Consider the following 20,858-nt stretch of genomic DNA (forward strand, 5'->3'; position numbering starts at 1 on the left):
ACCCTCACATCAGCGTTGCGGTGAAGGCTTCAAAACGCTCCAGCCAGACCATGGCCATCGTGCCGAGCGCCAGCGCAAAGATCGTGAAACCGATCAGGATGTTGACCGGCATGGCGACGAAAAATATCTGCACTTGCGGCATCATTTTCGACAGTACGCCGAGCCCCAGATAGAAGATGAGCCCGAACAGGATTAACGGCGCCGCCAGCTGGATGCCGATATTGAAGGCGCTGATGAAGATATCCACGGCCCATTGCGCCGCATCGCCCCACATCGGCACCTGACCTGCCGGCATCACCATGTAGGAGCCCGCCGCCGCCTGCAGCAGCAGGTGATGCAGATTGGTCGTGAAGATCAGCACGATGAAAAGCAGGTTCAGGAAGGTGGCAGGCAGGGCGCCGGTCTGCCCCTGGGCCGGGTCGAACGCTTGCGCCATGGCAAGCCCGCTCTGATAGCCGATTACCTGGCCTGCCACCGATGCGGACGCCAGCAACATGCGCGCCACCCCGCCGATCATCAGCCCGATGACAACCTCGCCAGCAACGAAACCCGCCAGCCTGCCAAGCGTGTCTGGCTGCGCAGGCAGCATGGGCGCGACGACAGGGCCAATGGCAAAGGAAAACGCCAGCGCGAACGACAGCCTGATGCGGATGGGAATGCCAGGCTCGGCGAAACCCGGCAGCAGCATGAGGATCGCGCCCATGCGGGCGAACACCAGCGCGGCAGCAAAGACAATGGCGGGAAGATCGAAGCTGATGACCATGGCAGGGTCAGCCTGCCGCGATTCTGTCCGCGATATTGGTCATGAATGCGCCCAGTACAGCCCCCATCAGCGGCATGAAGACCACCAGCGCGAGAAAGATGGCGAATATTTTCGGCACGAAGACGAGCGTCATCTCCTGCACCTGTGTCAGCGCCTGGAAGAGCGCGATGATTATGCCAACCGCCAGCCCTACAAGCATGATCGGCGCAGCCATGGCGAGCATGGTCCAGATCGCCTCACGGCCGACATCAAGTACTTCCGCGCCCGTCATCCTGTCAGGCTCCTGCTGGCGTTTCTGCCCCTCTCCAGACGCCGTTGCGCCGGTTAAGAAAGGTTAAACGGACGTTTACATGATTCAGGCGTTATCGCGCCGCCAGCGCTCCATCGATCCCGAAATAGCAAACGTTTCCCGATACTTGGGCGAGCCCGACGGACGCGGCGGACGTTCCGATGTCAGCGCCATGATTTCGGCAAGCTTGTTATGAGCGGCACCGGCCTGCCCGGCGCCGATATAGGCGTGCAGCTCGACCAGCGCGTTGGACAACGGATCGTGGGCCCGGATCACGAAATAGGGTTCGTCGTCGGCAAGATCCGGCAGGCAGTCGAACTGCGAGGGATTGGCCTTCGAGCCAAGCGGTGCATCACTCATTGTTTCAACCTTTCCTGCCGGGACGCGCGGCCCTGTCTGCAGCCGCATCAATCCTCAACGTCTACCCGATTCCCTCGCCCGGGGCATTTGCGCACACTGCCTCTTTTCCGCCGGCACGTTCATCGCCAAATATATCGCTGCGCAGCGGACACCCGCGCGGCCCGCGCGCACCATTTTTTGAGCGTTCTTTTGTTTGGAGTTCCCCATGACGACCGAGACCGCCGCGTCACCGGCGCGGCTTACCCTGTATGCCATCGTCGCAGCTGTGACCGGCTCGCTCTTTATCTCCGTGACCGGCTTTCTCACAGTTGCCGCCGTGATCTGGGCGCTGGGCATGACCCTGCATCTGCCCATGCTGGCCATCGAGATCGGCGAAGTGCTCGCCGGCATCGGCGCAGTGGTGCTGACCGTGATCCTTATTCGCGGCGCCCTGGCTCTGGAAAGGCAGAGACTGACCGGCGAACTGGTCTGACATTCAAGGTCAACCGGGCAAGGCCGTCTTGCGCTTGCCACAATCACACATGCACATTCTTCCCGGGACTATTCAACGTCTGAAATCCGGGGAGTTCAGCTTATGTTTGTGCACAAGATTGCGGTAATTGCCGCTCTCAGCCTTCTCCTGGCTGCATGTAGTGGTGAGACCGAGTACCGGGACGGGGGCTTGCCGGCCTACGAAACGAGCGCTGACTACGCGGTGGCGGGCCGGGCAGCTTCGCCGCCCCCTCCCGCGCCACCCCCGCCCTCGGCCGTCAGTCAGGCCGGAGGCGGCAGCGCCGAGCCCGAGCAGGGCGCGCTGCTGGCCTACTCGCACAATTACGGCCTGCGCCTTCCCGCGCGTGTGCTGGCGGACGTTCACACCGCCCATCAGGACGCGTGCGCCGCAGCCGGTGGCAATGTCTGCCGGGTGATCAGCGCCACCATCAATGACCCCGAGGGCGAGCGCCCGTCGGGCTCGCTGGAAATCCGCGCCCGGCCCGACTGGATCGCAAGCTTTCGCGCAGGTCTCGCCGGAGAGGTCAGCGAGGCGGGTGGCAATATCCAGAGCGAAAACACCTCGGTAGAGGATCTCACCACCCAGATCGTCGACGGAGAAGCCCGTCTGGCCGCCCAGACGGCACTGCGCGACCGGCTGCAGGGACTGCTGGAAACGGCTGACGGTCCGATGAGCGACATTCTGGCAGTCGAACGCGAGCTTGCCCGCGTGCAGGCCGATATCGATGCCCGCGCCAGCGTCATCGCAGCCCTGCGCACACGGGTGGAAACCTCACGGCTGACGCTGCACTACCAACCCATTGTCAGCCAGACATCGCCGGTGCGCTTCAATCCGATCATGCATGCCCTGGAAGACTTTACCGACACGCTGTCGGAAGGTGTCGCAGCCGTGATCCTGTTTGTCGCCATGATCCTGCCATGGCTCATCATCCTCATACCGGCGGTCTTCCTGATCCGCTGGCTTCTGATCCGCCGCAAACGCAGGAAGGCGGCGAAACAACCGTCCTAGCCGGGAGCTCCCGACGCGCCGTTTGCATGCCCGTGCAAACGGCGCGTTAACCATGCTCCTTAACGTCACCCTAAACCGGCCGGTGTATTGTGCCTGCGATTTCGCCTGTCCGGCGAGAAACAGCGGAGCCTGTCATGGCCAAGGCCGTCTTTCACAAGCACCAGCGCGTGTTCGTCCATCCGGTCGGCACATGGGCGCTGGTGGAGAAGGTCAAGCCGCAATGGGTCCGCGATGTGGAGGAGCCGGTAAAGGTCTTCTATGATTGCGGGCTGGGGCGTGACTTCCAGGCACATGAGCTGGCGGTTGAAGACAGTGGCGGCGAGAGCACCGGCAGTAACTGGCGCATATTGCGCGCGGCCAATAAGTGGCAGACGCCCGAAGAGTGCGCCCACCACCCCTTCCCCGGCACCTATCCGGTGGTTGTTACCGACCAGCAGAACTGGGGCGGCTGGCGCACGCCGGGCGCCGAGTATGACCGCGACCCGCACCGCATCGAGGCCCAAGCGCGCCTGATCGCGCAGGCCCCGCGCCTTCTGGCACTGGCCGAAGCGATGGCGCGCGCCGTCGCCGACAATCCTGAATGCGGGCCCGAACTGGTGGGGCTTGCCCGCCAGATGTCGGAGACTGTGCGCACGGTCCGGGCGAAGCCGGGCGAGGCCGGAAGCGCGGCCAGCCAGGCCGCCGAATAATACCTTAGAGGCGCTGGACGTTTACCGGCCTGCAACCCTATTCTGGGAGCGATGATTCGAGCCCGGACAGCGCGCAATACCGACGCACGGCGTCCGCACGGACGGCCGGCCATGGACGGGCCAGCCTCCGGGCGCGCACGCCTGTCCCGTCTTGTCCTGATTTTCCTCATCGTTTTCGCAGGCGTTTTCGGCACCGTCATCTGGGCCAAGCTGCAGATGGAGTGGAGCTCGGCGCAGGCCGAGGCGGAAAACCGTCAGGCCCGCAGCGCCGCCTTCATCGCCGAGAGCGTGTCAGGGCGGCTGTCGGAAATACGCGGCACGCTCAGTTTCGCAGCCACCAGCCTGTCGCAGGCTGATACCGGCATCGACCAGCAGGCCATCGTGGAGGCGGTCACCAGCTCCTCCCATGTATCGGGCGCCGCGCTCTGGCTGCCCGGTGCCGAGCCGCTGACGGCAGGCAGCCAGCCCTCCGATCTGGCCACCGCCGCCGATGCCGCCCTTGGCAGCCCGCAATGGGTTGCCGGCATTGCGGGCGAAACGGCTCATGTCGTGCTGGCTGCGCCGGTTCCCCTGCCCGACCAGAGCGTCGGCACCCTGCTGGCATTTGCCACCCCGTCAGAGCTTGTCAGCGCTGATGGTGCGGCCCGCATCGCGGTGCTGACCGACAGTGTGGGGCGCACGCTCGCGCTTTACCCCGAAGCGCCGATTACTGGCGCGCCGCTGGCTGCCGAGCGCTTCGGACTGCAGAGCCGGGACGCGAGGGCGCTGGCCGATGCCGGTGGCGGCGCGCTGACCGGCGCGCGCCTTGGCGAGGCCGAACAGGTGCTGGGCGTCGCCCGGCTGCGCGATGCGCCCCTCTATGTCTATTCCATCGGACCGGCGGGGCTGGACGCGGCCGCGTGGAACATGACGCTGATTTTCCACGCCCTGCTGTTCTTCGGGCCGCTATTCACGGCCATCGCGTTTTACGTCGTGCTGCTGATGCAGACCGGCGCGCTGAAGAAGGCCGAAGCGCGCCTGCACGATTCTGAACGCCGCTTCCGGCTGGCCATCGAGGGCGCGCGCTGCGGGGTCTGGGACTGGGATCTGGAAACCGACGCGGTTTTCATCACCGACTCCTTTGCCCGCATGCTGGGGCTGGACGATGCGGCCAGCATGTCCGGGGCCGACTTCCTGCAATTGCTGTCAAATGAGGACCGGTCACGCCTGCGCACCGCCATTCGCGCCGCATCCAGAGCGGAGGAAGTGGATCTGGAGGTTCGCGCGCAAAACCTGGCCGTCTGGGTGCAGATGCGCGGCCGGCCACTGGCGAGCGAAGGGGCGGGTCCGGGACGGCGTCTGGTCGGTGTGGCGATCGATGTCACCGAGCGCAAAGGCGCGCAAAAGCGCGTGCTCGCCGCCGAAACCCGCCTGCGGGCAGCGCTGGAGTCCATGACGGAAAGCTTTGCCTTGTGGGATTCGCGCCGCCGCCTGGTTCTGTGGAACCGCAAATTCCGCGACTTCTTCAACCTGCCTGAAGGCTCGCTGCGCCCGGGCATGGCGTACGAGGCCGTCGAGGCTGCGGCGTCCGGCTCGATAGCCGGTGTGCACACCAGCGAAAATGATGGCGAATCCTACCAGATGGAGCTGACCGACGGGCGCTGGCTGCACTATTCGGAACGCCAGACAGCCGATGGCGGCCTGGTCAGCGTCGGCGCTGACATCACGCTGCTCAAGCAGCAGCAGGGCGAGCTGCGCGACAATCAGGAAAGGCTGCGCCAGTCCTATAACGAGCTTGAAGCCTCGTCCCAGCAGATCAGGGAGCTGGCCAAGAGCCACCATGAGGAGAAGCTGCGCGCCGAGGAAGCCAACCGGTCCAAATCCGAATTCCTGGCCAATATGAGCCATGAGCTGCGCACGCCGCTGAACGCCATTATCGGGTTCAGCGAGATGATGCAGAAGCAGATTTTCGGCCCGCTCGGCCATGACCGCTATATCGAATACGCGGGCGATATCCACAATTCCGGGGGGCTATTGCTCTCGCTCATCAACGACATCCTCGACATGTCGAAGATCGAGGCGGGCAAGATGAACCTGCAGACCGAGCCGCTCGATCCGGCAGCCGTGATCGAGCAGTGCGTGCGTCTGATTGGCGCGCGTGCGCAGGAGAAGAGCCTGCAGGTGCGCGCTGAATGCGGCGATCTGCCGGAGGTGGAGGCCGATCCGCGCGCGCTCAAGCAGATATTGCTGAACCTGATGTCGAACGCGGTGAAATTCACGCCCGAAGGCGGGCGCGTCATCGTGCGCGGGTTTGAAGCCGCTGACGGCATCGTCCTGCAGGTTGCCGACACAGGTATCGGCATTGCCGAAGAAGACCTGCCGCGCCTCGGCCGCCCGTTCGAGCAGATCGAGAACCAGCACTCCAAGAGCTATCAGGGCTCAGGACTGGGTCTGGCCCTGTCAAAATCGCTGGTCGAGCTGCATGGCGGCGAGCTGCGCATCGACTCGGTGCTGGGCAAAGGCACCACCATCTCCTTCACCATTCCCCGGCAACAGCCGGGCAGTAATGGCAGCGGAAGTGGCGAACCCGATGCGGTCACCGAGGCCGCAGAATAATCTATTCGGAACCTTCAACCTGATGATGACGGCGGCGTTCCCCATCCCGCCTTTCACCACCGCGCCTCATACCCCGGCCGCGCGGCGCATAGGCCGCCTCCAGAGCGGCACGGCGGACCTCCGGCTCAAGATCAGACACAATGCTCAGGAGCACCTCTTCGCCGGCTGCATCCAGCCGGGCGCGGATGGCACGGATATCGGCGGTAAGAGCCAGCAGCGCGGCTTCGTCAAATTCATCGGCGCGCAGCAGCGCGTTCATCTCGCGCCGCCGGTCAATCATCTCGCCAAACAGGGGGCGCAGCTCGCGCAGGCCCTCGCGCAGCTCGCGGCGCGCCGCATCTCGGCGCTCTTCGGGCAGGGCGGCAATGAAAGCGCGCGGGTTGAAGCCGCCGCTGCCAACCAGATGCCGGCCCGTTTCCTGGACAGTGCTGGCGGGCGCCAGCGCGCGCTGGGCGAGTATGCCCGCCAGCACGCCATTGGCGCCCAGCGACACGACAAGAAGCGCAATCCAGAAACGCCGTCCCTCAAACCAGCTCATCAGCGCACCTCATTCTCGATGAAGTCGACCAGCTCTTCATAGGCCGGGTCGGCAAAGCTGGAAAATGCCATCGCATAGGCCGCATCGCTCTGACTGGCACCGCCAAGGCTTGCACCGCCCCAGCCAAGCCCCAGCCCGGCGCTGAGCGCGAGCACAGCTGCCAGCCGCGCCCATTCAGGCGCAAAGCGCGCCTGCGCTTGCCCGGCGGCGAGTATGCGCCCTGCCAGACCGGCAGAGGGCGGTTCTGCCCGCGCCGCTTCCAGCAGTCCGTCCAGCTCGCCGGCCTCTGCCATCAGCCTGGTGGCCGTCTCACTATTGTTTTCCATGAAGGCCAGCGCGCCGGGACGCTCTGCCTGCGGCCAGCGTTTCGGGTCCGCCCCATAGGCGGAGAGAAGCGCGGAAAATCGTGTCTGGTCCATCATATCGGGTCCCCCCGGCTTTGATCGCCACGGCCATGAGCCAGCGTGTTTATGAGGTCGGTTGCGTTGTCTGCCAGCTGCTCGCGCAGGCTGCGCCGCGCTCGTGACAGCAGGGATTCCATCGCTTCCACACTGACCTCCATTATCTCTGCCGCCTCGATATTGCCCAGCTCCTGAAAATGGCAAAGTTCAAGCGCAAGGCGCTGGCGTTCGGGAAGGTTGGCGACAGCGGCGCGCACGGCGTCCTGACTGTCCTTGCCTGCCAGCATGCTGTCTGCATCCGCTCCGCCATCTGCCCGGTCATAGTTTTCGGGCAGGCTGGTCTCGCGGCGTTTTCTCAGGCGGTCATAACAAAGATTGACCGCAATTCTCATTACCCAGCTATCAAACCGGGCTGTGCCGGGCTTCCACCGGTCTGCATTGCGCCAGACCCGCAAATAGGTCTCCTGGGCCACGTCTTCGGCTTCGCTGCGATCACCCAGCAACCGCCAGGCAGCGCCGGTGATCTTGGGCAGGGTGCGGGCAATGAATGCCTGCATGGCCGCACTGTCACCCCGGCCGAGCGCGCGCGCCAGGGCGGCGTCGCCGTCAGGGGCGGCGCGCCTTCCAGAGCCGGTAATGACCTGCAGAACCGGCCGGATGGACGCCTCCCTGACAACGCTGCCTTCAGTCGTACTAGTCGCGGCTGCGGCGCTGGCGGCGTTCACCGCGTTCGCCGCGTTCGCCGCGCTGAGCGCGCATTTCCGCCATGCGTTCCTGCACAGCGGCGACGGTGACGGAATCATTACCTTCACCGGCCCAGCGGTCAAACATGGCATTGCCGCGCGCCTCGAATTCAGCGCGGGTGATCTCGCGGTCGGCGCGCTCACGGCGTTCGCCGCCACGTTGGCCCCATTGACGGCGGCGCTCGCCACCTTCAGCGCCACGCTCTGCACGGCGTTCAGCCCAGCGTTCACGCATCAGCTCACGGTCAGCCGCGTTGATGACGCCGTCATCATTGGCGTCCATCCGGTCGAACATGGTGTTGTGATGGGCCAGAAACTCGGCGCGGGTGATGACGCCATCGCCGTCAGCATCGATGCTGGCAAGACGCTCGGCAAAGGCTTCCGGGTTGCCGCGCGTGCCGCGATGGCCCCAGCGATGGCCGCGGCGTTCACCGCGTTCGCCAGCGGCGGATTCCTGCACGGCCGCCTCAGCAGCAACAGCGCTGACAGACATGACCGGCACAGACGTAAAGCCGAGCGCCAGAGCAGCTGCGGCAAATTTCAGGGAGGTTTTCATTGCGTCGTAACTCCGATTGCTTCGGTGAGCAGTTGTCCCTCTGCACCCTCTCAAACGAAGTAAGCGCGCCCTATCCGTCGCGCGTCGATGCTCTTTTTTCTACCACCTTGATAAATATGGCTCTTGTCTGGTCAGCAAGCGCCTCCACCCGCGCCTTTAACGCCTCGAGATTGGCACAGCCTGCCGCCTGGGCGAGGCGCCGGGCGAAGGGTTCGCTGGCATCTTGCGGATCAAATCCGCTGCCATGGGCCAGCCGGGTCAGCTGCGTCACCGCCTCATAGAGCGCATGGGCCTCCAGCAGGGTGTGAGCGTCCGCCGCCTCCAGCCAGTGCGTGCCGCCCAGCCTCTCCAGCGCCTTGCGCGTGGACGGCTCGCAGCCCAGACGCCCTGCCACCAGTCCTGCCTGCGCCACGAACTCGATATCCATGAGACCGCCCTGGCGCAGCTTGAGATCCCATGATGAGGCCGCGGGCTTGTCGCGCTCCAGCCGGGCGCGCATGTCGCTGGCGGCCTTGCACACCTCTTCCTCACTCAGCGTATGCCCATTGACCCCATCGGCGATGGCGCGGGCGATGGCACCATTGTCACCATTCGATGCGACAAGGCTCGCGCGCGTCATCGCCATGCGCTCCCACACCCAGGCCTCCTCGCGGTAATAGGTTTCAAAGCGCTGCAGCGAGACCGCTACAGGCCCGGCAGAGCCGGATGGGCGCAAGGCCAGATCAACCGGATAAAGCGCCCCTTCCTCGGTCGGCGCAGAGAGCGCTGACACAAGGCGCTGGGTGAAGCGCGTAAACCAGACCGGCGCTTCGAGCGGCTGGGCACCGTCGGACTGCTCGGCCTGCGGCTCATACACCACGATCAGATCGAGGTCGGAATCGGCAGACAACTCCCCGCCGCCCAGCTTGCCCATGCCCAGCACATGCCACCGTCCGGGCGCGGCCCCGTGGCGGCGCTCCATCTCGCGCTCGGCAGCTCCGGACATGGCCATCACGCTATGGCGGGCGAGGATGGAATAGGCGTTGGCCGCGTCGCTGGCCCCTGCCCGGCCACGCAGAAGCTGCGCGCCGATGCGCAGGCGCTCCTCGCGCACGAAGCGGCGCGCGGTGTTCATGGCATCCTCGAAGGTTTCCCCGCGCGCCAGACGCTCGGTGAGCACTTCCTGGCTGGCTGGACCGGTCTCGGACAATGGCGCAGCGAAGGCCGGCTCCAGCATGACGTCCAGAAGCGCCGGGCGCTTGCCGATCTCGTCGGCGAGGCTGGGTGCCAGCCCCAGAATGGCGATCAGCTCGTCGGCCAGCGCCGGGTGCGCGGTCAGGAGCGATAACGGCTGCACGCCCGAAGGCAGGCCCTCAAAGAAGGCCGCAAACCGGGCAAAGGCGGCATCGGCATCACCGGTCGCGCCGATGGCTTCCACCAGACGCGGTGCCAGACGGGAGAACAGCCTGCGGGCCCGCTCTGTGCGCGCGGCCCGCGCCCGGCCCGCCGCCCAGCCCGAAAGCTGGTGCCAGATACGCACCGGATCGGAAAAGCCCAGCCGGGAGAGTGTTTCGAGCGTGTCAGGCGTCGGCTCCACCCCGGTCAGTACCAGGCTGCCCTCATGGGTGGCGAGGCTCTCGCCCTCCTCGAACTGCTCGGTGAAGGCGTTGTGAACGGCGCGCAAGGTCTCCGCTACGCGCGCGTCAAACGCGTCGAGCTCGGCATAGCCGGCAAGGGCGGCAACGCGCGCCCGGTCAGCATCCTTCTGCGGAAGCGTCTGGGTCTGCTCGTCATCAAGCATCTGGATGCGGTGCTCGACATGGCGCAGGAAGGTGTAGCTCTCGGCCAGCACGCGCGCCGTATCGGCCTCAATCAGCTCTGCCTCGCGCAAGGCATTGAGGGCTGACAGCGTGCCTGCCACGCGCAATTGCGGCTTTCGCCCGCCAAAGACCAGCTGCAGCACCTGGGCGTAAAATTCCACCTCGCGTATACCGCCCAGGCCCAGCTTTACGTCATGTCCGGCAACGTTGAGCTCTGCGCGATTGCCAACGGCCTGTATCTGCTTGGCCAGTGCGCGGATGTCCTCCACGGCCGCGAAATCAAGCGTGCGCCGCCAGATGAAGGGCTCCAGATCGGCGATGAAGGCGTTGCCAGCCTCGATATCACCGGCCACCGCGCGCGCCTTGGCATAGGCGGCCCGTTCCCAGTTCTGGCCGACCGCCTCGAAATAGTGACGCGCCATGTCGCCATTGACCGCCAGCGGCGTGGAGGACGGGTCGGGGCGCAGGCGCAGATCGGTGCGGAACACATAGCCCTGAGGCGTCATTTCGCTCATCAGGCGCACTAGGCGCTGGGTGAGGCGCGTGGCCAGCTTTTGCGGCTCCTTGCCGCCTGGCGCTTGGAAGCGCTCCGCCTCCCACACCACCACCAGATCAATATCGGAGGAATAGTTGAGGCTCTGCGTGCCGAGCTTGCCGAGCGCCAGCACGCTATAGCCGTGCATCGCGCCATCATCGTCCGCCAGCCCCATCTCCCGCGCCGCAAAGCCCAGCGCGCCCTGCAGGGCGGCATCGGCAAAAGCGGAGATGGTGGCGGTAGTCTGCTCCAGCGGCCATGCGCCGGACAGATCGGCCAGCGCCGTCGCCAGATGGATGTCCATCTTGGCCTCGCGCAAGGTGCGCATAACGTCGGCTTCGGTGTCGCAAGCGCCCGCCGAGCGCGCGCTGGCAATAACCGCCTCGCATACGGCTTCAGGGCTGTCTGTGGCCAGCGCCTGCAAGGTGGCGGCGCGCCGCTCCATCAGCCGGGCCAGATAGGCCGAGGCCGACATCACCGCATCGAGAAATTCCGGCGGCCAGGCGGACAGCGCAGCCGCCGGAATACTGGCGCGCCGCTGCCGGGCCGTGTCAGCATCCCGGACAGGAAGCGCTGTAGTGATGCGTTGGGAGACAGGGGCGGTCATGGGACGCAAACTGGCCCGCGTCTGACCTTCAAGGCAAGCGCGTCACGCGCGATGGGCGGGAAACAGCAAGGCGATGCGCAGCCCTGTTCCCTCACCGCTGGACGAACCGGGGCCGTCATCGAGTTTCAGCTCGGCACCGTGCACCTCCGCGATGGCCTGGACCAGCGACAGGCCAAGGCCGACGCCGGGCAGATTGCGGCTGGCTTCAAGGCGCACGAAGCGTTCCAGCACGCGCGGCCGTTCGTCTGGCGGAATGCCGGGGCCGGTATCGGTCACGGAAATCTCCACTGCGCCTCTGGATGTGGCCCGCAGGCGCAACATGATGGCGCCGCCGGCCGGCGTGTACTTGATGGCATTGTCCAGAAGGTTGGCCACCGCCTGCGCCACCAGCTCGCGGTCTGCCAGAATGGTCAGGCCCGCACTGGCATCCAGCGCGAAATCATGGCCGGTTTCCTCGCATACCGGCTCATAAAGCTCGGCGACGTCCGCGATAATCTCCGCCGGGTCGAGCACTTCGAGCGCGCGGCGGCGCTCACCGGTCTGAAGGCGTGAGAGCGACAGCACGGCATTGAAGGTTTTGAGCAGTTCGTCGGAATCGGAGATGGCCTGCGCCAGCGCGGCCTCACGGTCTGCGATATCTCCCGCCTCCACCAGAGCTGCTTCCAGCCGCCCGCGCATACGCGTCAGCGGCAGGCGCAAATCGTGGGCAATGGAATCGCCCGCCGATCGCATGCGCTGCATGAGGTGCTCTACCCGGTCCAGCATGTCGTTGAAGTTGGATGCCAGATCATCCAGCTCATCGCCGGAGAAATTGCGTGGCGCGCGGGTTTGCAGCCGTCCGGCCATCACCTCACGCGCAGCGGCATTGATGTCATCGAGGCGACGCGAGAAGCGCCGGCTGACCACCGCGCCGGACACGATGCCCATCGCCACCGCCAGCCCGGACGCGATGAGCACAGCGTTGAGAATGTAGGTGACGAAGCGGGCCTCGTCCTCCACATCGATGCCGACGAAGAGCGTGTATCCGCCCTCAAGCGTACTGATAAGGCCGCGCGCGGCGCGGCTGGGCTCTGCTGCCGTCTGCCCGCCCGGCGGCGCGCGCTCATAGGTGAAACGCACCCGCCCCTGCGCGTCGGGCGGGGTGGATGGCAGGTTGGAGATATTGCCGGACAGGCGGCGGCCGGAGGGCTGGTTCAGGAGATAGAGAAACTCCCCGCCAGCCACCGAACTCTGGACAATATAGCGGTTGGCAGCGGCGACGCCTTCGGCCCGGAAACGCGCCTCAATGGCAATGCTTTCCTGGGCGACGGCGTTATCCGCCCGGCGCACACCCGCCGTCACGGTAGCGGCATAGACCAGCGCCAGGATCACGAAGCTGGAGAACGCAAACAGCGCCGCCGACAACAGGGTCAGGCGGAAGGCCGTCGTGCGCGCGAAGGCTGGCAGGATGAACCTGCCAGCCGGCACCGGCGATATCGGCGCTGTATCGCTCACGCCTGCAGCCGGTAACCCGCACCGCGAACGGTATGCAGCATGGTCGAGCCGAACGGCTTGTCGATCTTGGAGCGAAGCCGGGAAATGTGAACGTCGATCACATTGGTCTGGGGGTCAAAATGATAGTCCCACACCTTTTCCAGCAGCATGGTGCGCGTCACCACTTGTCCGGCATGGCGCATGAGAAATTCCAGCAGGCGGAACTCGCGCGGCTGCAGGAGGACATCCTCCCCGCCGCGCCTGACCGTGCGCGCCAGCAGATCCATTTCCAGATCACCGACCGAAAGCTGGGTCTGGACAGAACCCGGATCACGCCGCCGCGCCAGCACCTCCACGCGGGCCAGAAGCTCGGCAAAGGCGTAGGGCTTCACCAGATAGTCGTCAGCACCCGATTTCAGCCCGTCCACCCGGTCATCCACCTCGCCCAGCGCGGAGAGGATGAGGATCGGGGTGGCCATGCCTTCGGCGCGCAGGGTCTCGATCACGGACAGCCCGTCGCGGCGCGGCATCATCCGGTCAACGACCAGCACGTCGTACTGGCTGTTGCGGGCCATCTCCAGCCCGTCCTCGCCGTCATGGGCCGCGTCGCAGACATGCCCCGCCTCACGCAGGCCCCGCCCCATGAAGGCGGCCACCTGCTTGTCGTCTTCCATAATGAGAATACGCATGTCCGGAGCTCCCGATCCGATGGTTTCAACGCGCCCTATTCGGCATCAAGCCGGAGCGCGACATAGCGCACCCCGCCCTGCTGGCGGGCCACCAGCACAAGTACGGCGTTGCGATTGCTTTCACGCGCAGCCGCTACGGCCGCCCGCAGATCGTCGACCGTGCGCACATCACGTCCGCCTGCTTCCAGGATGACGTCACCATTGCGGATATCGCGGCGTGAAGCCTCGGAGTCCGAACGCACGCTGTTCACCAGAAGACCACGATTACCGCTGGCACCGACGCGCTCACGCGCGGCGTCATCAGCCGGAGTGAGATTCATGCCGAACACCTCATTGCGCGAGGGCTGAACCTCAGGGCTGGTGGAGGCGGTACCGGCATCCGGGCGCTCTGACAGGCGCACGCGGATAGTGCGCTCCCGGCCATCGCGGATAATGCGCAGTTCCACGCGCTCACCGGGCGCCACTGCGCCGATACGCTGGAACAGCTCGCGCTGTTCGTTCACCGTATGATCGTCAATGCGGATGATGACATCGCCATTTTGCAGGCCAGCGTCCGCCGCCGGGGTTCCGGCGATGACTTCGGCTACCAGCACGCCGCGCCGGTCGCGCGGCAGGCCGAGGCTTTCAGCAAGGTCTGCGGTCAGCGATTGCGGCGCGATACCCAGATAGCCGCGGCGTACTTCACCGCCATCCATCAGCTGGTCGACAACCGATGCCGCCAGATCTGAAGGGATGGCAAAGCCGATACCGACATTGCCGCCGGTGGGCGAGAAGATCGCCGAGTTCACACCGACCACATTACCATTGAGATCAAACGCCGGACCACCCGAATTGCCCCGGTTGATGGGTGCATCGATCTGCAGGAAGTTCGTGTAGAGCTGGGTATTGCCCAAGGGGCGGCCAATTGCGGAGACGATACCGGCCGTTGCCGTACCGCCAAGGCCAAACGGATTGCCGACCGCTACGACCCAGTCACCCACACGGATGGACGGGGTGCGGTCGAGGCTGACATGAGCGAACTCGCGGCCCGAACCGTCAACGCGCAGCAGGGCAATATCCGTGGCGGCATCACGTCCCACGATTTCGGCCGGAAACTCCGAGCCGTCGGCCAGCGTCACCGTGATCTCGCTGGATCCGGAAATGACGTGCTCATTGGTCACCAGCAGGCCGTCAGCGGAGATAAAGAAGCCTGAGCCTTGCGAGCGGCGCTCACGCGGCTGGGCCGGTCCGCCCTGCCCGCCAAAGCGCTCGAAAAATTCGCGAAACTGCGGCGGAATGTCGGACAGGTCCGGCACGCCGCGCGGGTCAACACTGCCCGCCGCTTCAATCGAGACAACAGCCGGGCTGACCCGCTCGATCAGGTCAGCAAAGGACATCGGCGTACCCGGCGGCATGGATTCAGCGCTTCTGGCGGTCTGGGCCGATGCGCCCGGAGCCAGCTGCGGCGGCATCAGGCAGACACTGCCCGCAAGCAGGGCGGGGATCAGAAGCGAACGGAAGGCGCGCGGTGACAACATGAGAAATCCTCTGGCGGCTGGGTGTGGTTTGACTCAGCTTGCAAGGGCGGAGCCAGATCGTCCCTGACCGCGTTCATGCCGCGGTCAGGCTCTACGCTCTATTACCAAATGGTGACGAAGCTGTAATGATAAAGGGGGTCAGGTCTCATCACCCGCATAGGCGGTGTCGATACGCGAACTGCGCTCCAGCGTGCGATGCACCGGGCATTTGCCGGCAATCTCCACCAGCTTTGCTGCCTGTTCATCATCGACGCCGCCTTCAACCGAAATCGCGCGGGTGAAGACGTCGCGGGCAGGCCGGTCATCTTCAGCATCGCTTCTGGCGTGGGTCACCTGGGTCGAGATACGCCCCAGCGCCCAGTTCTTCCGGTCTGTATACATCCGCAAGGTGATGGTGGTGCAGGCCGCCAGCGCGGTTGAGAGAAGCTGGAAGGGGCCCGGACCCGCATCAAATCCGCCAAGCTCCTCTGGCTCATCTACCAGAAAGCGCGCTTCGCCCGTGGACGCCCAGCTCAAGTAAGCGCCCTTGCCGGTCTCCTGCACAAGGGCGGAGTTATGGCCGGGCGGCGAGGCTGGGGCGGCAGGCAGCGGATCGTTCAGCGCGTAGCGCTCCGCCCAGGCCGCGATGACCTTGGCCGCATGGGCGGCGTGAGCCGCGCCGCTGAGCAGATGGTCGCCATCATCAAGGCTCAGGAAGCTCTTGGGGTGTTTCGCGGCGACAAAGAGGCGCGTGGCATTGTCAATGCCCACCGTCTCGTCGCGCGGCGCATGCGCGACCAGCAGGGCTGCTTTCAGGCTTTTGGCCGCCTCCAGCACGTTCTGCCCGGCAATGTCATCGAGGAATTGCTTGCGGATGGTGAAGGGCCGGCCAGCTGGACGCGCGCCTCGCCGGTCTGGCGTATGGTGTCCACATCATCGGCGAACTGCTTTTCGACATGGGCGGCATCAGCCGGTGCGCCGATGGTCACGACCGCCTTGATTCCGGGGATTTTTGCCGCCGCAACCAGCACCGCCGCACCGCCCAGCGAATGGCCGATCAGAATGGAGGGCGCTTCGTAGTGCTCGCGCAAATGATCGGCAGCACGCAGCAGATCTTCGATGTTGGAGGAGAAATTGGTGTTGGCAAACTCGCCGTCGGAATGGCCAAGCCCGGTAAAGTCAAAGCGCAGGACCGCAATGCCATGTCCGGCCAGTTCGCGCGCCAGCCTGGTCGCCGCCAGCGTCTCCTTGGAGCAGGAAAAGCAATGCGCAAACAGCGCATAGCCGCGCGGCGGCGCCTTGGGCCTGTCGAGCCTGGCCGCCAGCATTGCGCCCTGACTGCCTTCAAACTCCAGCTTTTCTGACCGCATCATGCCGCTCCCGTTATTGCGTTGACGCGCGGAGTGTCCGGCAAGCGGCGGGCGCTTACAAGCTGTCCTTGACGGCCTTGCGGCGCATGCTGGTGAACAGGAGCGCACCGCCCAGCGCGAGGAAAACCACCGGTGCCAGCCAGAGCGGCAGAGTGCGCACCTCCATGGGCGGGCGCATCAGCACTTCATGGCCGAACCGCGCCACCAGCGCGGTGCGCACGGCTTCGTCCTCGCGCCCGGCGGCAATCTCCTCGCGGATGAAGCGGCGCATATCGCCCGCCATGGGCGCACTGGAATCCAGCACCGACTCGCCCGCGCACACCATGCAGCGCACCTCGCGCATCAGACCTTGCGCGCGCGCCTCGTCAGCCGGTGCCAGCTCAGGCGAAGCCTGCAGGGCCAGAGCCATCAGGAGCGCGGCAATCATGGCTGCACCGTACGCTGGCGGCGAGTGAGGACTTGCGCGGTGAGCGCTGAAAACCCGCCCAGCACGATCAGGGTCGCGCCAAGGCCCAGCATCCAGACTAGCGGATGGAAGGCGGCGCGGATTTCGTAGGCCGCACTGCCATCCTCGCGCGGGCGCGCCTCGCCGATGGAGACATAGAGATCACCCCGCAGCGATGAGCCGAGCCCCACCTCACGCGTATGCTGGTCCGCGGCCCAGTAATAGCGCCGCTCCGGGCTGATCGTGCCGCCACCGGATACTGACAGGGTGGCGCGGTCGGCCAGATAGTTGGGACCATCGGCGCGGCGCACATCGGTAAGCGTCAGGGTGCGCCCGGCGATCTCGATGCTCTCTCCGCTTCCCAGCGCGCTGTTCACATCCGGCGGACGCGAGGCATCGGCGGCCGCGCCCAGTGCGATGAAGCCCACCCCGGCATGCGCCATGGCCCGCCCGGCCGTGGCAAATTTCAGCACGCGCGTCTGTGCCAGTGGCAGCGATCTGAACACGTCCATCGCGGCCCCCGCCATCACCCATACGCCCAGCGCCCCGCCAATCACGGCCAGCACCGGCGCACCAAACCAGACCAGAGCGATACCCGCCAGCGCTACCGGCAGGAGAAGGAAGGCCGCCCGCATCTGCTTCAAGGCCGGTCTGGCCCCGCCATTGGCCCAGGGCAGGAAGGGTGCAATCGGTACCAGCAGGAGGGCAAGGATCAGCAAAGGCGTTGCCGCCGCATCGAAATAGGGCGGACCGACAGAGACCGGCGCACCGCCCAGCATCTCCACAAACAGGGGATAGAGCGTGCCGACCAGCACCACGCCCGAAGCCGCCGCAAGAAGCAGGTTATTGGCCCCGATGAAGGCTTCGCGGCTGGTCGGCTCAAAGCCTTCGCCCTCACCCAGATGCCCGGCACGCAGTGCAAAAAGGCCAAAGCCCGCGACAGCCGACACGCCCAGCATGCCGAGAATCCAGACACCGCGCTCGGGATCGAGCGCGAAGGCATGCACCGACGTGATGACGCCGGAGCGGACCAGAAACGCGCCAAGGATCGAGAGGACATAAGCCAGAAGCGCGAGGAACACCGTCCAGCCGGGGAAAGCTCCGCGCTTTTCGGTGGCGATGACCGAGTGAACCAGAGCGGCCCCCAGCAGCCACGGCATGAAGCTGGCATTCTCCACCGGGTCCCAGAACCACCATCCGCCCCAGCCCAGCTCGTAATAGGCCCACCAGGCCCCCAGCGAGATACCCGCCGTCAGGCTGGTCCACGCGCCAATCGCCCAGGGGCGCAGCGCGCGGGCAATGTCGCGCCCGGATGTTTTCTGGATCAGTCCGGCCGCCGCGATGGCAAATGCCGCCGACAGGCCGACATAGCCCAGGTAGAGAAGCGGGGGGTGAAAGGCGAGCGCGGGGTCCTGCAGGATCGGATTTAGGTCACGGCCCTGCAGCGGAGCCGGATCAAGCCGGTCAAACGGGTTGGAGGCGAACACCAGAAAGGCAAAGAACAGGCTTTGCAGCAGACCCTGCAGGCTGACCGCGCGTGCGCGCAGCGCCGGGTCGGCCGGTCCCACCCGCGTCAGGCCATAGCCAAACAGCGCCAGAATGAGACACCAGAGCAGCATCGAGCCTTCATGCCCGCCCCAGGCCGCCGTGATCTTGTAGAAAAGCGGCTTGTCGACATGGGAATGCCCGGCAACATAGGCGACCGAGAAATCAGACTGGATGAAGGTGACAATCAGCAGCGCAAAGCCGAACGCCGAGGAAAGAAGCGCCGCGAGGCTGGCCGTGCGCCCGGCAGCGGCATAAGGCGAGCGCCCGCCCTGACTGGCCCCAACCCAGCTCAATACCATCTGCGCCAGTGAGACGATCAGGGCCAGCGCGATCAGAAAACGGCCAAGTTCTGCAATCATGTACGGTCTTGCCCGATCCGCGCCTGCCCCAGCGTCCAGGCATCGCGCCCTGTCGCACCGGGCAGGCTGTCTTGCGCCTCGGCGCTGGCCAGAGCCGAAGCGACCTCTGGCGGCATATAGGCTTCATCATGCTTGGCCAGCACCCGGCTGGCGACAAACAGGCCGGTTTCGGCGAACGCGCCCTCGGCAACAATGCCCTGCCCCTCGCGGAACAGATCAGGCAGTGAACCGGCGTAGCTGATGCGGATATCGGCGATGGTGTCGGTCACGGAAAAGCTGGCGCCGCCCGATGCCGGGCGCTCCACTGATCCTTCAATCACCAGACCGCCCACGCGGATGCGCTGGCCGGGCAGTGGCGGCGCTTCAGCCACCATGGCAGGCGAATGAAAAAACGTCATCGCATCACGCAAGGCAAAGCCTGCCAGCAGGCCCGCAGCCACCAGCACGCCGGCAGATGCCAGCACGACCCATAGACGTTTGCGCGCCTTTATCACTCGGTTTCCCCTTCTGCTTCAGCATCCAGGCCGCCCGCGCGCACCAGCGCGTCGAGAATAGCGCCGGTACCGGCATCCCCGCCAGAGCGGGCGCGGGCCTCGGCAATCGCGGCGCGTGCGCCATCACGGTCTTCGCGGACCGCCCGCACACGCGCCAGCACCATCCAGCGGGTTAGATCATCCGGATAAGCTTCAAGTCCAGCCTCCAGCCCTGCGACCATTCGTGCCACCATCGCATCCGGGCTTTCATCGGGGTCAAGCGCATCGGGGTCCATCATCTGCGGGCCGCCAGCCGGGCGCGACAGCAGGTCAGCGGCGCGCACCGCGATGGCCTGGCGGAAAGGATCATCTTCCGGCAGGCGGCCTACGATGCCCGCCCAATGACCGAGCGCCGCCTCACGATCACCCGCATCATAGGCAGCTGCGCCCATGAAGAAGGCGGGTTCGGGCAAGGTCTCGTCCAGCTCCATCGCCGCGGCAAACGCGCGCTCGGCCTCTGGCGTGACCGTGCCTTCATTGAGGTTCACCAGCGCCTGACCCAGATCGGAGAACACCCGCGCATCTTCGCGTACACGCGCCGAGCGCTCCAGCATGGCAATGGCTTCCAGGTGGCGTCCGTCAAACGCCAGAAAGCGGCCGAGCATGGCCAGCGCTTCGGGATTGCCCGGTTCACGCCGCACAATGGCGCGCAGGCGTTCCTCCTGCTCCTCTGCGGTCAGGTCTTCGGGCGGCAACTCTGCCAGCCGGGCTTCGGTAGCCGCATAGGGCTGACCTTCAAGGCCGGGTTGGCCGCCCACCAGATAGGCACCCAGCGCCGCTATGGCGAGCACGGCCATCACACCGAACGCCACCAGCCGGTGCATCGGACCGGCAGCGCCACGCGCCAGCGGGGAGGCAACCCACATCGCCACGCCGACGCCAAGCGCCGCAATAATCAGCGTCAGGGCGATCATGGCGCACCTTTCCGGAAAACAAGGGTGAGATTATTGGCCGGCATGGCCAGGCGCTGCGCCAGAACAAGGCCATGGCGCGCCATCAGCGCCGCGACATCATCCAGCGCCCGGACGCCCCAGCGCGGATCACGCGATTTCAGGCTGGCATCGAAAGCCAGATTTGACGGCGCGGTCGCCTCGCCTTCGAGAAACGGCCCGTACAGGATGAGATAACCGCCCTCGTCCAGCAGCGCCGCGCCGCCCTCGGCAAGCCCTTCGGCGGCCTGCCACGGCGCGATATGGATCATGTTGGCGCAGAACACCGCAGACACCGGACGCGGCACGGCCCGCCACCAGCCTGAATGCTGCGTGTCCAGATCGAGCGCGCTCGCCATTCGCCCGGCGGCTTCACTCGCCCAGTCATCAATGCTGGCGCGCGAGGCGGGATCGGGGTCGCTCGGCTGCCAGCGCAGATCAGCGCGCGCCGACAGGCAGGCCAGAGCATGCTCGCCGGTACCGCTGGCAATCTCCAGCACGGCCGCATCTTGCGGCAAAACCTGCGCCAGCGTGGCCGCGATGACCTCGCGATTGCGCGCTGCACTCGGAGAACTCAGGCGCGCGCCGGTCTGGCCGCGATTCTCAAGAGCGATGGGAGATGAGCCGGTCATGGCGTCTA

General features: G+C 65.6%; 20 protein-coding genes and 1 pseudogene. 4 read left to right on the forward strand and 17 right to left on the reverse strand.

Features of this window, described 5'->3' with window-relative positions; genetic code table 11:
• Window positions 1-4: 4 nt before the first annotated feature.
• From fliR to AB6B38_RS06780, 3 genes are all read right to left on the reverse strand, one after another.
• Entirely contained in the window at window positions 5-763 is a 759-nt protein-coding gene (fliR, locus tag AB6B38_RS06770) for a flagellar biosynthetic protein FliR (RefSeq protein WP_371395000.1), read from the reverse strand.
• Between the two features lie 7 nt (window positions 764-770).
• Complete coding sequence (gene fliQ / locus AB6B38_RS06775) at window positions 771-1,034, reverse strand: flagellar biosynthesis protein FliQ (protein WP_188451964.1); 264 nt, start codon at window positions 1,032-1,034, stop codon at window positions 771-773.
• Between the two features lie 84 nt (window positions 1,035-1,118).
• Window positions 1,119-1,412 (reverse strand): aspartate decarboxylase, encoded by a 294-nt coding sequence (locus AB6B38_RS06780; protein WP_188451963.1) that lies wholly within the window; start codon window positions 1,410-1,412, stop codon window positions 1,119-1,121.
• Window positions 1,413-1,617: 205 nt separating this feature from the next.
• On the opposite strand from AB6B38_RS06780, the gene AB6B38_RS06785 reads away from it, so the two are divergent.
• The 4 genes from AB6B38_RS06785 (at window position 1,618) to AB6B38_RS06800 (ending at window position 6,197) form a co-directional block, all read left to right on the forward strand.
• Window positions 1,618-1,884, forward strand: coding sequence for a hypothetical protein (locus AB6B38_RS06785; protein ID WP_217979006.1), 267 nt, complete (start codon window positions 1,618-1,620; stop codon window positions 1,882-1,884).
• Window positions 1,885-1,986: 102 nt separating this feature from the next.
• On the forward strand, window positions 1,987-2,913 hold the full coding sequence (locus tag AB6B38_RS06790; protein ID WP_371395001.1) for a DUF4349 domain-containing protein: 927 nt from the start codon (window positions 1,987-1,989) through the stop codon (window positions 2,911-2,913).
• Window positions 2,914-3,047: 134 nt separating this feature from the next.
• The gene (locus AB6B38_RS06795) at window positions 3,048-3,602 is read left to right on the forward strand and encodes a hypothetical protein (protein ID WP_371395003.1); all 555 of its coding nucleotides are present in this window, start codon (window positions 3,048-3,050) and stop codon (window positions 3,600-3,602) included.
• Between the two features lie 111 nt (window positions 3,603-3,713).
• Complete coding sequence (locus AB6B38_RS06800) at window positions 3,714-6,197, forward strand: ATP-binding protein (RefSeq protein ID WP_371395004.1); 2,484 nt, start codon at window positions 3,714-3,716, stop codon at window positions 6,195-6,197.
• 1 nt (window position 6,198) lies between these two features.
• Here AB6B38_RS06800 and AB6B38_RS06805 read toward each other — a convergent pair whose 3' ends face one another.
• From AB6B38_RS06805 to AB6B38_RS06870, 14 genes and pseudogenes are all read right to left on the reverse strand, one after another.
• A complete protein-coding gene (locus AB6B38_RS06805; RefSeq protein ID WP_371395005.1) occupies window positions 6,199-6,735 on the reverse strand; it encodes a periplasmic heavy metal sensor in 537 nt (178 codons plus the stop codon).
• Window positions 6,735-7,157: a hypothetical protein gene (locus AB6B38_RS06810; protein WP_371395006.1), complete on the reverse strand. Its 423-nt coding sequence runs from the start codon at window positions 7,155-7,157 to the stop codon at window positions 6,735-6,737. Before AB6B38_RS06810 ends, AB6B38_RS06805 begins: the two co-directional genes overlap by 1 nt.
• Window positions 7,154-7,861 carry an RNA polymerase sigma factor gene (locus AB6B38_RS06815; protein ID WP_371395007.1) on the reverse strand — a complete coding sequence of 236 codons (708 nt, stop codon included), beginning with the start codon at window positions 7,859-7,861 and terminating at the stop codon, window positions 7,154-7,156. The genes AB6B38_RS06810 and AB6B38_RS06815 overlap by 4 nt, the downstream gene beginning before the upstream one ends.
• Window positions 7,830-8,435 carry a hypothetical protein gene (locus AB6B38_RS06820; protein ID WP_371395008.1) on the reverse strand — a complete coding sequence of 202 codons (606 nt, stop codon included), beginning with the start codon at window positions 8,433-8,435 and terminating at the stop codon, window positions 7,830-7,832. The genes AB6B38_RS06815 and AB6B38_RS06820 overlap by 32 nt, the downstream gene beginning before the upstream one ends.
• A gap of 70 nt (window positions 8,436-8,505) precedes the next feature.
• Window positions 8,506-11,376: a bifunctional [glutamine synthetase] adenylyltransferase/[glutamine synthetase]-adenylyl-L-tyrosine phosphorylase gene (locus AB6B38_RS06825; RefSeq protein ID WP_371395009.1), complete on the reverse strand. Its 2,871-nt coding sequence runs from the start codon at window positions 11,374-11,376 to the stop codon at window positions 8,506-8,508.
• Window positions 11,377-11,418: 42 nt separating this feature from the next.
• The gene (locus AB6B38_RS06830) at window positions 11,419-12,870 is read right to left on the reverse strand and encodes an ATP-binding protein (protein ID WP_371395010.1); all 1,452 of its coding nucleotides are present in this window, start codon (window positions 12,868-12,870) and stop codon (window positions 11,419-11,421) included.
• Entirely contained in the window at window positions 12,867-13,538 is a 672-nt protein-coding gene (locus tag AB6B38_RS06835) for a response regulator transcription factor (RefSeq protein ID WP_371395011.1), read from the reverse strand. Before AB6B38_RS06835 ends, AB6B38_RS06830 begins: the two co-directional genes overlap by 4 nt.
• A 35-nt stretch (window positions 13,539-13,573) precedes the next feature.
• Window positions 13,574-15,055: a Do family serine endopeptidase gene (locus tag AB6B38_RS06840; protein ID WP_371395012.1), complete on the reverse strand. Its 1,482-nt coding sequence runs from the start codon at window positions 15,053-15,055 to the stop codon at window positions 13,574-13,576.
• Window positions 15,056-15,193: 138 nt separating this feature from the next.
• A pseudogene (locus AB6B38_RS06845) lies at window positions 15,194-16,404 on the reverse strand (alpha/beta fold hydrolase).
• Window positions 16,405-16,459: 55 nt separating this feature from the next.
• Complete coding sequence (locus tag AB6B38_RS06850) at window positions 16,460-16,831, reverse strand: cytochrome c-type biogenesis protein (RefSeq protein WP_371395013.1); 372 nt, start codon at window positions 16,829-16,831, stop codon at window positions 16,460-16,462.
• A complete protein-coding gene (locus tag AB6B38_RS06855) occupies window positions 16,828-18,756 on the reverse strand; it encodes a heme lyase CcmF/NrfE family subunit (protein ID WP_371395014.1) in 1,929 nt (642 codons plus the stop codon). The genes AB6B38_RS06850 and AB6B38_RS06855 overlap by 4 nt, the downstream gene beginning before the upstream one ends.
• Entirely contained in the window at window positions 18,753-19,250 is a 498-nt protein-coding gene (ccmE, locus tag AB6B38_RS06860; RefSeq protein WP_371395015.1) for a cytochrome c maturation protein CcmE, read from the reverse strand. The genes AB6B38_RS06855 and ccmE overlap by 4 nt, the downstream gene beginning before the upstream one ends.
• Complete coding sequence (locus tag AB6B38_RS06865; protein WP_371395016.1) at window positions 19,247-20,203, reverse strand: tetratricopeptide repeat protein; 957 nt, start codon at window positions 20,201-20,203, stop codon at window positions 19,247-19,249. Before AB6B38_RS06865 ends, ccmE begins: the two co-directional genes overlap by 4 nt.
• Complete coding sequence (locus tag AB6B38_RS06870; RefSeq protein WP_371395017.1) at window positions 20,200-20,850, reverse strand: DUF938 domain-containing protein; 651 nt, start codon at window positions 20,848-20,850, stop codon at window positions 20,200-20,202. Before AB6B38_RS06870 ends, AB6B38_RS06865 begins: the two co-directional genes overlap by 4 nt.
• Window positions 20,851-20,858 lie beyond the last annotated feature (8 nt).

The organism is Glycocaulis abyssi (assembly GCF_041429775.1).
GTDB classification, from domain to species: Bacteria; Pseudomonadota; Alphaproteobacteria; order Caulobacterales; family Maricaulaceae; genus Glycocaulis; species Glycocaulis abyssi.